Source organism: Streptomyces sp. URMC 127 (assembly GCF_051386535.1).
Taxonomy (GTDB): Bacteria; Actinomycetota; Actinomycetes; order Streptomycetales; family Streptomycetaceae; genus Streptomyces.
In genome coordinates, this window is sequence record NZ_JBPQTW010000016.1 from 1 (window position 1) to 12689 (window position 12689).

The 12689-nt window shown below is 69.5% G+C and carries 12 protein-coding genes and 1 pseudogene; 4 read left to right on the forward strand and 9 right to left on the reverse strand.

Features of this window, described 5'->3' with window-relative positions:
* Positions 1–35: 35 nt before the first annotated feature.
* Positions 36–362, forward strand: coding sequence for a thioredoxin (gene trxA / locus ACSNOH_RS06220; protein ID WP_436720178.1), 327 nt, complete (start codon positions 36–38; stop codon positions 360–362).
* Between the two features lie 59 nt (positions 363–421).
* On the opposite strand, the gene ACSNOH_RS06225 is transcribed toward trxA, so the two are convergent.
* From ACSNOH_RS06225 to rpmH, 9 genes and pseudogenes are all read right to left on the reverse strand, one after another.
* Positions 422–1039, reverse strand: coding sequence for a GNAT family N-acetyltransferase (locus ACSNOH_RS06225; RefSeq protein ID WP_030366837.1), 618 nt, complete (start codon positions 1037–1039; stop codon positions 422–424).
* A gap of 295 nt (positions 1040–1334) precedes the next feature.
* Complete coding sequence (locus ACSNOH_RS06230; RefSeq protein ID WP_436720179.1) at positions 1335–2423, reverse strand: ParB/RepB/Spo0J family partition protein; 1089 nt, start codon at positions 2421–2423, stop codon at positions 1335–1337.
* Positions 2420–3484, reverse strand: a complete 1065-nt coding sequence (locus tag ACSNOH_RS06235) for a ParA family protein (protein ID WP_436720180.1) — start codon at positions 3482–3484, stop codon at positions 2420–2422. The genes ACSNOH_RS06230 and ACSNOH_RS06235 overlap by 4 nt, the downstream gene beginning before the upstream one ends.
* Before the next feature lie 273 nt (positions 3485–3757).
* Entirely contained in the window at positions 3758–4468 is a 711-nt protein-coding gene (rsmG, locus tag ACSNOH_RS06240) for a 16S rRNA (guanine(527)-N(7))-methyltransferase RsmG (RefSeq protein ID WP_436720181.1), read from the reverse strand.
* Between the two features lie 145 nt (positions 4469–4613).
* The gene (locus tag ACSNOH_RS06245) at positions 4614–5135 is read right to left on the reverse strand and encodes a protein jag (protein ID WP_436720182.1); all 522 of its coding nucleotides are present in this window, start codon (positions 5133–5135) and stop codon (positions 4614–4616) included.
* A gap of 14 nt (positions 5136–5149) precedes the next feature.
* Positions 5150–6256 carry a membrane protein insertase YidC gene (gene yidC, locus ACSNOH_RS06250; protein ID WP_436720183.1) on the reverse strand — a complete coding sequence of 369 codons (1107 nt, stop codon included), beginning with the start codon at positions 6254–6256 and terminating at the stop codon, positions 5150–5152.
* Between the two features lie 3 nt (positions 6257–6259).
* Positions 6260–6577: a membrane protein insertion efficiency factor YidD gene (gene yidD / locus ACSNOH_RS06255; RefSeq protein ID WP_436720184.1), complete on the reverse strand. Its 318-nt coding sequence runs from the start codon at positions 6575–6577 to the stop codon at positions 6260–6262.
* Positions 6578–6639: 62 nt separating this feature from the next.
* Positions 6640–7008: pseudogene (gene rnpA / locus ACSNOH_RS06260) on the reverse strand (ribonuclease P protein component); the annotation flags it as partial.
* Between the two features lie 28 nt (positions 7009–7036).
* Positions 7037–7174, reverse strand: a complete 138-nt coding sequence (rpmH, locus tag ACSNOH_RS06265; protein WP_003949374.1) for a 50S ribosomal protein L34 — start codon at positions 7172–7174, stop codon at positions 7037–7039.
* A 420-nt stretch (positions 7175–7594) separates the two neighbouring features.
* Between rpmH and dnaA the strand changes: the two genes are divergently transcribed.
* From dnaA to gnd, 3 genes are all read left to right on the forward strand, one after another.
* A complete protein-coding gene (gene dnaA / locus ACSNOH_RS06270) occupies positions 7595–9511 on the forward strand; it encodes a chromosomal replication initiator protein DnaA (protein ID WP_436720185.1) in 1917 nt (638 codons plus the stop codon).
* A 935-nt stretch (positions 9512–10446) separates the two neighbouring features.
* Entirely contained in the window at positions 10447–11577 is a 1131-nt protein-coding gene (gene dnaN / locus ACSNOH_RS06275) for a DNA polymerase III subunit beta (protein ID WP_436720186.1), read from the forward strand.
* A gap of 191 nt (positions 11578–11768) precedes the next feature.
* Positions 11769–12644 (forward strand): phosphogluconate dehydrogenase (NAD(+)-dependent, decarboxylating), encoded by an 876-nt coding sequence (gene gnd / locus ACSNOH_RS06280; RefSeq protein WP_436720187.1) that lies wholly within the window; start codon positions 11769–11771, stop codon positions 12642–12644.
* Positions 12645–12689: the final 45 nt, after the last annotated feature.

Here is a 12689-nt window from a genome sequence, read left to right on the forward strand (position 1 = left end):
CCCTCCCCCCCCACGCAGAAAATAAGGAGACCTCCGTGGCTCTCAAGGCTGTGACCGACAAGACCTTCGACGAGGACGTTCTCAAGAGCGACAAGCCCGTTCTGGTGGACTTCTGGGCCGAGTGGTGCGGCCCGTGCCGCCAGATCGCCCCCTCCCTGGAGGCGATCGCGGCCCAGTACGGCGAGAAGCTCGAGATCGTCAAGCTCAACATCGACGAGAACCCCGCCACCGCCGCCAAGTACGGCGTGATGTCGATTCCGACCCTCAACGTCTACAAGGACGGCGAGGTCGTCCAGACGATCGTCGGCGCCAAGCCGAGGGCCGCCCTGGAGCGCGAGCTGAGCGAGCACATCCACGCGTAAGCAGGAAGCACCATGCACCGGCCGCCCGGCGTTTTACGAGTACGCAAGGACGCCGCGGGCTACAACGGCCTCAGTGCGGGCTCCTTCTGCACCGCCCCCAGCAGACGGTCCAGCGCCAGCTCGACGTCCTCCTTCCAGGAGAGCGCCGTCCTGAGCTCCAGGCGCAGCCGCGGATAGCGGGGGTGCGGGCGCACCGTCTTGAAGCCCACCGCCAGGAGATGGTCGGCCGGCAGCACACAGGCCGGCTCCTTCCAGCGCGCGTCGGCGAAGGCTTCGATGGCCTTGAACCCCCGGCGCAGGACGTCCTTGGCCACGGTCTGCACCATGACCCGGCCGAGCCCCTGGCCCTGGAAGCCGGGTGTGAGCCAGGCCGTCATCAGCTGCACCGCATCGGCGGCGACGGGGCTGGTGGAGAAGGCGGCGGAGCGGGGTACGTAGGCGGGCGGCGCGTAGAGCACGAAGCCCACCGGCACCTCGTCCACATAGACCACACGGCCGCAGGATCCCCACTCCAGGAGGACTCCGGAGATCCAGGCCTCCTTCTCCAGCTCGGGCCGGCCCGCCTTCAGCGCGGCCTCACCGCTGACAGGGTCTAGTTCCCAGAAGACGCAGGAGCGACAGCGCTGGGGGAGGTCCGGGAGATTGTCCAGCGTGAGCGGTACGAGCCGACGCCCCATGGAGCCAGTTCCTCACTTCCCTCGTGTGCCATACCCCGGGAGGCGCTCAATGCGCTCCGATCCCGAAGGAGACTGCCGACGAATCCGCCGACTGCTCCCAGGCCGAAGCCTGTTGCCATCAGTCCGGTCCGGCCCACCCATCGCATGGCCCCGCCCCTCCGCGAACTGTGTCAACGTGGTTGCGCCATACCCCAACGCATCGTATCCGGGCAGGGATTGAGCGAACAGCGCGACAAGGCAAAGGGCGGGTGGTGTTTCACGTGAAACACCACCCGCCCTTTGCCGTCGGACCGGCTCAGTCCTCGTCGTCGGTGGAGAGCTTCTGCCCCAGGACCCGGCCCTCGCCCGGGGCGAGCGTGCCCAGGATGCGCTCCAGATCCTCCATCGAGGCGAACTCCACGACGATCTTGCCCTTCTTCTGGCCCAGGTCCACCTTCACCCGGGTCTCGAAGCGGTCCGACAGCCGGGTGGCCAGATCGGTCAGGGCCGGGGAGACGCGAGCGCCCGCGCGGGGGCCCTTGCTCTTGGCCTTGGCCTTCGTCTCCCGCTTCAGCAGGGTCACGATCTCTTCCACGGAGCGCACCGACAGCCCCTCGGCCACGATGCGCTTGGCGAGCTCGACCTGCTCCTCGGGGTCCTCGACCGACACCAGAGCCCGGGCGTGGCCGGACATCAGGACGCCGGACGCGACCTTGGCCTGCACCTCGGGAGAGAGCTTGAGCAGCCGCAGCGTGTTGGACACCAGAGAACGCGACCGTCCGATGCGGTCCGCCAGCTCCTCATGGGTGCAGTTGAAGTCCTTGAGCAGCTGGTCGTAGGCAGCAGCCTCCTCAAGGGGGTTCAGCTGCGCACGGTGCAGGTTCTCCAGGAGGGCGTCGAGGAGGAGCTTCTCGTCCTCGGTCGCCCGGACGATGGCCGGGATGGCCTTCAGGCCGGCCTCGCGGCAGGCCCGCCAGCGGCGCTCGCCCATGATGAGCTCGTAGCGCTCGGGACCCGTGCGCCGTACGACCACGGGCTGGAGCAGGCCCACCTCGCGGATGGAGTGGACCAGCTCGGCCAGGGCATCCGGATCGAAATGGTCCCTGGGCTGCCGCGGGTTGGGCGTGATCGCGTCCAGCGGCAGCTCCGCGAAGTAGGCCCCGGCTTCCCGGAGCTCCGCTTCCCGGAGCTCCTCCGCACCCGTTTCACGTGAAACGGCGACGTCCTTCACCGGCAGCGGCGTCACCTTGGCCGCCGCCACCCCCCGCTCCGGCGTGAGAACCGGCACCGCGGCGGGGGACGTGGCACCCGGCCCCACGGCCGGGCCGGCGCCCTCCGATGCCTTCGGCGCCGCTGGAATCAGGGCACCGAGCCCACGGCCCAGTCCTCTACGTCGATCGCTCACTGCAGCCCCTCCGACATGCTGTGCTGGTCTTGCTGTTGTTGGCGGCCCACCAGGTGAGCCCTACTGCCGTCGTAACGTACGCCCACCCCCCGCAGTGCGATCTCCCGGGCTGCCTCCAGATAGGAGAGCGCTCCGCTGGAGCCCGGGTCGTACGTCAGCACCGTCTGCCCGTAGCTCGGCGCCTCCGAGATGCGGACGGAGCGGGGAATGCTGGTCCGCAGCACCTCGTGGCCGAAGTGCGTGCGCACCTCCTCGGCCACCTGGGAGGCCAGCCGGGTCCGGCCGTCGTACATCGTCAGGAGGATCGTCGAGACATGGAGCTTGGGGTTGAGGTGCCCCCGCACCAGCTCGACGTTGCGCAGCAGCTGGCCGAGACCCTCCAGGGCGTAGTACTCGCACTGGATGGGGATCAGCACCTCGGCGCCGGCGACCAGTGCGTTCACCGTCAGCAGGCCGAGCGAGGGCGGGCAGTCGATGAGGATGTAGTCCAGCGGCTGCTCATAGGCCTTGATCGCACGGTCGAGCCGGCTCTCGCGGGCGACGAGCGACACCAGCTCGATCTCCGCACCCGCCAGGTCGATCGTGGCGGGCGCACAGAAGAGGCCCTCCACGTCGACAACCGGCTGCACCACATCGGCGAGCTTCTTGTTGTCCACCAGGACGTCGTAGATCGACGGGACCTCGGCGTGGTGGTCGATGCCCAGCGCCGTGGAGGCGTTGCCCTGGGGGTCGAGGTCGATGACCAGGACACGGTTGCCGTGCAGCGCCAGCGAGGCCGCCAGGTTCACGGTCGTGGTGGTCTTGCCCACGCCGCCCTTCTGGTTGGCGACCACCATCACCCGGGTCTGCTCCGGCCTGGGCATCGGGGGCGGCGTTTCACGTGAAACCGAGCTGGAAACGAGCTCGCCCCCCACGGGCAGGGACCCGGGATCAGCCAACGGTTGGGGGTCGGCGGGGCGGGGACCGGGGACCGGGTCGGCCATCGGCCCCGCGATATTGGCGTCGGACCGCAAGGATTCACTCTCCTCGACATCAGGCTCGCAATGGACAGAGCCTGCCATGCTTTCGGGGCTGTGAACCAGCGAGGCCCGTTCTCCTGTGGATGAATCCAGCGTTCCTGTGGATACACCGGGGTCACCGGCGCGCTCGGCCGTCCGCTGGCCGCGCGGTACGGCCGCGCGGCCCCGGTCGATGATTCCCTGCAGCAAGGAGCGTCGTTTCACGTGAAACACGATGCAGCGCACGCTCTGCGCCGCGATGACGACACTCCGCTACGGGTAGGTTTGGCAGGTTGTATGGAGCATCGTGCTGCTCCGGAGGGGTGAGTCCGGCGCTCAGCGCCGACGGCGCGAGCGGCCCGCCGCCTTGGCCCGCTTGGCGGCGAAGCGCACACCGCCCGGGCTCTCCCCCACCTCGACCCGGACCACCGTGGACAGCGGGTCCACGATGCCCTCGCCGACCTGAAGGATCGAGGTCCGGACGACGCCGAGCTTGCTGAGCGCCGCACGGGCCCCCTTCAGCTCCTCCTCCGCGGTGTCGCCCTTGAGGGCGAGCATCTCGCCGTACGGACGCAGCAGGGGCACGCCCCAGCCCGCGAGCCGGTCCAGCGGAGCCACGGCGCGGGCGGTGACGACGTGCACCGGCTGCACCTTGCCGAGCATCTCCTCGGCGCGGCCACGGACGACCGTGACGTGGTCCAGGCCCAGCAGCTCGACGACCTCCTGCAGGAACGTCGTACGGCGCAGCAGCGGCTCCAGGAGGGTGATCTGGAGGTCCGGGCGGACCAGGGCCAGCGGGATGCCGGGCAGGCCCGCTCCGGAGCCCACGTCGCACACGGAGACGCCGTCCGGGACGGCCTCGGCGAGCACCGCACAGTTCAGCAGGTGCCGTTCCCACAGCCGCGGAACCTCGCGGGGACCGATGAGACCACGCCGCACGCCCGCGTCCGCGAGCACCTCGGCGTACCGAACGGCCTCCGGCAGGCGGTCACCGAATACCTCCCGTGCCTCCGGGGGCGCCGGGGGGAGCTCCGCTGCCTCATCCACGGGAAACCGTCCTTCCGTACGACGTCTCTCTGAGAATCACTGAAAATCAGAGTCTGAATATCAGGCTGACAAGGATCGGCCCCGCCTGCGAGCAGACGGGGCCGGACACACCTAGAAGTGGGATCGGGAAAGCCGGGGGGACGCCTCAGGCCGGGAGGACGACGACGAAGCGCTGCGGCTCCTCGCCCTCGGACTCGCTGCGCAGACCCGCGGCGGCCACGGCGTCGTGGACGACCTTGCGCTCGAAGGGCGTCATCGGGTCCAGCTTGACCGGGCTGCCGGTGCTGCGGGCCTCGGCGGCCGCCCGGGCGCCGACCTTCGCCAGCTCCTCGCGCTTGCGGGCGCGGAAGCCGGCGATATCCAGCATGAGCCGGCTGCGGTCGCCGGTCTCCCGGTTCACGGCCAGCCGGGTGAGCTCCTGGAGCGCCTCCAGCACCTCGCCGTCACGGCCGACGAGCTTCTGCAGGTCACGGCTGGTCGAGTCGCTGATGATCGACACCGCGGCGCGGTCGGCCTCGACGTCCATGTCGATGTCGCCGTCGAGGTCGGCGATGTCGAGCAGACCCTCGAGGTAGTCGGCCGCGATCTCGCCCTCCTGCTCCAGGCGGGACAGGGTGTCGGTGCCCTCGGCGGCAACACCGCTGGTCTGGCGCTGCGTGTCGGTCACGGTGGACTCCTTCATCACTTCTTGGAGGGGTGCTTGGGCCGCTGCGGGCCGCCGCTCTTGCGCTGCCCGGGCTTGCCGCCCGCCTTGGCGTCCTTGGTGCCGCCGGCGGCCTTGGCGTCCGCTCCGCCCCCGTCGCCCTGCTTCTTCTCCAGCGACGGCTGCTGCTCGCCCGTGGCAGCGGCCGTGGAGCCGGCCACCTGGCGCTTGGCCTTGGTCTGGCGCTTGGGCTGCTGACGCTTGGCACGGGCGGCCTCGGCGGCCTGGCGCGCCTCGACCTCGGCCGGGTCCTCCTTGAGCTTGCCCTTGGCCCGCAGGCGCTCCTGGCGCTGCTTGAAGGCGAGGCTGCCCGGGGTGGGGTTGCGGCGGATGACGAACATCTGCTGGCCCAGGGTCCACACGTTGGTGGTCAGCCAGTACAGGAGCACACCCACGGGGACGTTGATGCCGATGACCGCGAAGATCACGGGGAACACGTACATCAGCATCTTCTGCTGCTGCATGAACGGCGTCTTCACCGTGAGGTCGACGTTCTTCGTCATCAGCTGGCGCTGCGTGTAGAACTGCGACAGCGACATCAGGACGATCATGATGATCGTGACGACGCGGACGTCGGTCAGCGTGGCGCTGAGGCTCTCCACCTTGGAGGCGGAGTCGAGGAACTTCACCGACAGCGGGGCGCCGAAGATGTGCGCCTCACGGGCGCTGGCCAGCAGCTCCTGGTCGATGAAGCCGACCGTCTTGCCCTGGGCGATGTGGTTCAGGACCTGGTACAGCGAGATGAAGAAGGGCGACTGGGCCAGGATCGGGAGACAGCTCGAGAGAGGGTTGGTGCCCGTCTCCTTGTAGAGCTTCATCATCTCTTCGGACTGGCGCTGCTTGTCGCTCTTGTAGCGCTCCTGGATCGCCTTCATCTTGGGCTGGAGCGCCTGCATGTTCCGCGTCGCCTTGATCTGCTTCACGAAGAGCGGGATCAGGCAGATGCGGATCAGGACCACGAGGGAGACGATGGACAGCCCCCACGCCCAGCCGCTGTTCTTGTCGAAGACAAGGCTGTACAGCGAATGAAACTGGACGATGATCCAGGAAACTGCGTAATAGAGGGGACCGAGGATCGTGTCCACGAATCAGGCTCCTTGGGCGTTGGGCTGAGTCTCGGGCTGTGCGGCGGGCCCCGCGAGGGGGTGCCCGCCCAGTCGGCTCCTCAGCCGCTGGTGCCAGACCGGACGCTTCCGGGGAGGAACGTGGTCGACGCCACCGAGCGACCACGGATTGCAGCGCAGGATGCGCCAGGCCGTCAGCGCCGTTCCCTTGACCGCGCCGTGCACGTCAATGGCGGTGTACCCGTAGTGCGAGCACGACGGGTAGTACTTGCAGACCGGGCCCAGGAGCGGGCTGATGGTCCACTGGTAGAGCTTGATCAACCACAGCAGCGGATACTTCACCGTGCGCTCCCTCCTTGGCTGGGGCCAAGGTCCCTGGGGGTCTCCCCGGGGGGATCGGAACGGCGCGGCGCCCCTCCCAACAGCCGCTGCAGTGCGGTGTCAAGATCACGGGCCAGCTCATCGTGGTCCGCCTCGCCCGAGCCGGGCAGGGCCCGTACCACCACCAGGCTACCGGCGGGCAGCTGATCGAGCCGGTCACGCATCAGGTGGCGAAGCCTGCGCTTCACCAGATTGCGGACTACTGCGACGCCGACGGCCTTGCTGACGACGAAACCCGCACGCACCGGGGGAACACTCTCCCCAGGTGTGTGCGGGTCCGTTGTACCGCTACGGAAATGGACGACGAGGAGCGGGCGGCCGGCCCTGCGTCCTCGGCGTACCGCGGTCGCAAAGTCCTCGCGCCGCCTCAGCCGATTGTCGGTAGGCAGCACGGCATGGACCTATTGGTCGTCAGGCTGCTCAGGCCGACAGGCGGGCGCGACCCTTGCCACGGCGGGACGCGAGAATCGCGCGGCCGGCACGGGTGCGCATGCGCAGGCGGAAGCCGTGGGTCTTCGCGCGACGGCGGTTGTTCGGCTGGAAGGTGCGCTTGCTCACTCGGGGGCTCCAGAAATGAATCGGTGGTGGCGGGACATCGCCTGGCTGTCACCGTGCGCCCACGAGAAGCTCGCAACGCCCGAGTGCACCGCTTCTTGACCACGTACAGATTCGACGCGATCTTTGCCCATCGGAGGCAGGCGGCAGCAGCCATCGACAACTCGACCTGGTCACGGTACGCGCGGCTACGCCATTCGGTCAAACCGGCAGCGCACCAGGGACAACCGTAGCCCGCCGCGGGCCGGTGGGACGACACGGCTCGCGCCATGGCACATTTGTACACACCCTGTGGACAACGACTTGAACCACGCACCGCGGGCTGACTACCGTGGCTGAACTCCGAATCCTTCCCGCCCGTCCCGAGAACCACACATTCGTGGGACTCACGGGGCGCCCCCAGTAACCGAGAGAGCGTGCCTCGTGGCTGACCTGCCTGCCGATCTTGCCGCAGTGTGGCCGCGCGTGCTCGACCAGCTCCTCGGCGAGGGCCGGGACAAGCGCGGCCAGGGCGTCGAGACCAAGGACGAGCACTGGATCAAGCGGTGCCAGCCGCTGGCCCTGGTCGCGGACACCGCCCTGCTGGCCGTGCCCAACGAATTCGCCAAGGGCGTGCTGGAGGGCCGGCTCGCGCCGCTCGTCAGCGACGCGCTCAGCCGCGAGTGCGGCCGCCCCATCCGGATCGCGATCACGGTCGACGACTCCGCGGGCGAGCCCCCGGCCGAGCGCCCGCAGGCCCCGCAGCAGTCCCGCTACGAGGAGCCGGGCCGCGGCGGCGGCCAGGGCCGCGACGCCTACGAGTCCCGGGACGGCTACGAGAGCTTCGACAACGGCGCCTACGAGGGCCGCGAGAGCTACGGCCGCCAGGCCGGGGCCGACGAGCTGCCGTCCGTGCGCCCCGCCTACCCCGACTACCAGCAGCAGCGCCCCGAGCCCGGTGCGTGGCCGCGCCACTCGGCCCCCTCGGGCCCCCCGGTGCCGCCCCCGGGCGACCGGGGCGACTACGGCTGGCAGCAGCAGCGTCTTGCCGGCTTCGCCGAGGGCGAACGCGATCCGTACGCCACGCAGCACTCCGGCGGCTACGAGCCCCAGGGCTCCGACTACCGCACGCAGCCGTCCGAGCGCATGCCGTACGAGCAGCAGCGCCACGACGTGCCGGGCCGCGAGGGCCCCGGCCGGGACGTGCCCGGCCGGGAGCTGCCGGAGAGCCACCCGCGCGGCGGCGAGCGCCCCGACCGGCCCTCGTCCGGCGGCGCCCCCGGCCCGCTCGCGGCGAAGCCGTCCCCGGCGCCGGGCCCGGGTGAGCCGACCGCCCGCCTGAACCCGAAGTACCTCTTCGACACGTTCGTGATCGGTGCCTCCAACCGCTTCGCGCACGCCGCCGCGGTCGCGGTGGCCGAGGCTCCGGCGAAGGCGTACAACCCCCTCTTCATCTACGGCGAGTCGGGGCTGGGGAAGACCCACCTGCTGCACGCCATCGGGCACTACGCGCGCAGCCTCTACCCCGGCACGCGCGTGCGCTACGTGAGCTCCGAGGAGTTCACCAACGAGTTCATCAACTCCATCCGCGACGGCAAGGCGGACGCGTTCCGCAAGCGCTACCGCGACATGGACATCCTGCTGGTCGACGACATCCAGTTCCTCGCGAGCAAGGAGTCGACGCAGGAGGAGTTCTTCCACACCTTCAACACCCTCCACAACGCCAACAAGCAGATCGTGCTGTCCTCGGACCGGCCGCCCAAGCAGCTGGTGACCCTGGAGGACCGGCTCCGCAACCGCTTCGAGTGGGGCCTCATCACGGACGTCCAGCCGCCCGAGCTGGAGACCCGTATCGCGATCCTGCGCAAGAAGGCGGTCCAGGAGCAGCTCAACGCCCCGCCGGAGGTCCTGGAGTTCATCGCCTCCCGCATCTCGCGCAACATCCGCGAGCTGGAGGGCGCGCTGATCCGGGTGACGGCCTTCGCGAGCCTGAACCGGCAGCCGGTGGACCTGGGCCTGACCGAGATCGTCCTCAAGGACCTGATCCCGGGCGGCGAGGACGCCTCGCCGGAGATCACGGCGCCGGCCATCATGGCCGCGACCGCCGACTACTTCGGGCACACCGTCGAGGACCTGTGCGGGGCCTCGCGCAGCCGCGTGCTGGTGACGGCCCGGCAGATCGCCATGTACCTCTGCCGCGAGCTCACGGACCTGTCGCTGCCGAAGATCGGTGCGCAGTTCGGCGGGCGGGACCACACGACCGTCATGCACGCGGACCGGAAGATCCGCGCGCTGATGGCCGAGCGGCGCTCCATCTACAACCAGGTGACCGAGCTGACCAACCGCATCAAGAACGGCTGAGGACACCGCACAGGACGCCCGAGGGCGCTCCGGGAGGCTTCCCGGAGCGCCCTTTTCGCGGTCCTGGGGCCGGTTGCGGCGTCTGCTTTCGCGGTCCTGGAGCCGTCGCGACGGCCCGCTTTCGCGGTCCTGGGGCCGCCCGCGGCGGTCGGCCGGCCGCATCCGGCGTCATCCGGCGTCCACAGCCGTGGACGGCTCTGTTCGAATTCGCGCCGCGTACCGGGGGTTCTCCACAGATTCCCTGCCGACCGGCCGTCCACACCCTGTGGGCTGCGAAGTTGTCCATACGCCGTCCACAGCGCAGGCTGTTGATAGCCCATCAGGCGAGGTCACGGGCGTGTGGATTTGTGGCTGACGGTCTTCCACAGGCTGTGGACAGACTAATCACCCACAAGGCCCCTTCGGCGTTGTCCACCGGTCGCCCACAGGGGAGTGGATGTTGTACACAGTCTTTCCACACCCCTGTCCACTGTTCGGCAACGAAACGCCCGGACTCACCGCACCGAGTGAAAGGCGTCACACCAAGGTGCCGGATTGGGCTGTGGGGAACCTGGGTAAACCTGGGGACAGGCCTGGGGAGAAGTGCGCCCTGCCTGTGCACCGCCTGTGCAGAACTTTCCGCGGTCCACAGACCACCCCGCTTATCCACTGCCCCCGCCCACAGGCCCGGTGGACAAAAAACCGGCGCTGACCTGCGCGAAGAGGGTTTTCCACGGTTTCCACAGGCCCTACTACTACGACCACAGAGATCAAGCGGGGAACTCGTTTCGAAGTGGGTCCTGTGCACAACTCGGCCGCGGGCCGCGCCACGCCCTCCGACCCGACTTGACCCCGAGACGCACCAGCTGTCAGCGGCGTGCGTCAGACTGGTCTCCGGCAAGCAGCCGACGAAGAAGCCAGCAGGGCGAGCCAGCAACAAGCAGGAGGCGGTTCCGGTGAAGATCCGGGTGGAGCGCGATGTACTCGCGGAGGCAGTGGCCTGGGCGGCCCGCAGCCTCCCGGCCCGTCCGCCGGTGCCCGTCCTCGCGGGCCTGCTGCTGAAGGCCGAGGACGGCTCCCTGAGCCTGTCCGGCTTCGACTACGAGGTCTCCGCCCGCGTCTCGGTCGACGCCGATGTGGAGGAGGACGGCACCGTCCTCGTCTCCGGCCGCCTCCTCGCCGACATCTGCCGCGCACTTCCCAACAGGCCTGTGGAAATCTCCACCGACGGTGTGCGCGTCACCGTGGTCTGCGGCTCCTCGCGATTCACACTCCACACCCTGCCTGTGGAGGAGTACCCGGCCCTGCCGCAGATGCCCACCGCCACGGGCACCGTCCCGGCCGAGGTCTTCGCCGCCGCCGCCGCGCAGGTCGCCATCGCCGCCGGCCGTGACGACACGCTGCCGGTGCTCACCGGTGTGCGCATCGAGATCGAGGGCGACACCGTCACCCTGGCCTCCACCGACCGCTACCGCTTCGCGGTCCGCGAGTTCATGTGGAAGCCCGAGACCCCGGACATCTCCGCGGTCGCCCTGGTCCCCGCCAAGACCCTGCTGGACACCGCCAAGTCCCTCAGCGGCGGTGACACCGTGGCGCTGGCCCTGGCCGGCTCCGGCGCGGGCGAGGGCCTGATCGGCTTCGAGGGCGCCGGCCGCCGCACGACCACCCGCCTCCTTGAAGGCGACCTGCCGAAGTACCGCACGCTCTTCCCCACCGAGTTCAACTCGGTCGCCGTCATCGAGACCGCCCCGTTCGTCGAGGCCGTCAAGCGCGTGGCGCTCGTCGCCGAGCGGAACACCCCGGTGCGGCTGAGCTTCGAGCAGGGCGTGCTGATCCTGGAGGCCGGCTCCAGCGACGATGCACAGGCTGTGGAGCGGGTGGACGCCCAGCTCGACGGCGACGACATCTCGATCGCCTTCAACCCCGGCTTCCTGCTGGAGGGCCTGTCGGCGATCGACTCGCCGGTCGCGCAGCTATCCTTCACGACGTCCACGAAGCCGGCGCTGCTCAGCGGCAAGCCGGCGCTCGACGCCGAGGCGGACGACGCGTACAAGTACCTGATCATGCCGGTTCGCCTGTCCGGCTGAGGATGACGGCGAAGGGCTCGCGGCCGGTCATCCGGCCGCGAGCCGTCGGCGGCCGGTCGCGCCCGCGCGGCGGAGCCGCGGAGCGGCACCTCCGTGACCCTTTGAGCGCCGTATCCCCACAGGTGTGCAGCGCCTCCCCGGCGTAGGCTCGGACCCAGGTACGAACCCACTCAAGGCATAGAGGATCACCCATGGAGCTCGGTCTCGTCGGTCTCGGCAAGATGGGCGGCAACATGCGCGAGCGCATCCGCCGCGCCGGCCACACCGTCATCGGATACGACCGCAACCCTGACCTCGCGGACGTCGGCAGCCTCAAGGAGCTCGTCGACTCCCTCCAGGGCCCGCGCGTCGTGTGGGTCATGGTCCCGGCCGGTGCCGCCACCCAGTCCACCATCGACGAGCTCGGCGAGCTGCTCTCCCCGGGCGACATCGTGGTCGACGGCGGCAACTCCCGCTGGACGGACGACGAGAAGCACGCCGAGGAGCTGGGTGCCAAGGGCATCGGCTTCGTCGACTGCGGCGTCTCCGGCGGCGTCTGGGGCCTGGAGAACGGCTACGCCCTGATGTACGGCGGTGACCCGGCGAACGTCGCCCGCGTCCAGCCGGTCTTCGACGCCCTCAAGCCCGCGGGCGACTTCGGCGCGGTGCACGCGGGCAAGGTCGGTGCCGGCCACTTCGCCAAGATGGTCCACAACGGCATCGAGTACGCCATGATGCAGGCCTACGCCGAGGGCTGGGAGCTGCTGGAGAAGGTCGACTCCGTCACCGACGTGCGCGAGGTCTTCCGCTCCTGGCAGGAGGGCACGGTCATCCGCTCCTGGCTGCTCGACCTGGCCGTCAACGCCCTGGACGAGGACGAGCACCTCGACAAGCTGCGCGGTTACGCCGCCGACTCCGGCGAGGGCCGCTGGACGGTCGAGGCCGCGATCGACAACGCCGTGCCGCTGCCCGCGATCACCGCTTCGCTCTTCGCGCGCTTCGCCTCCCGGCAGGACGACTCGCCGCAGATGAAGATGATCGCCGCGCTGCGCAACCAGTTCGGCGGCCACGCCGTCGAGAGCAAGTAACACCCCACACCACAGCAGCACCTGCAGTATCAGCAGTAACAGCGG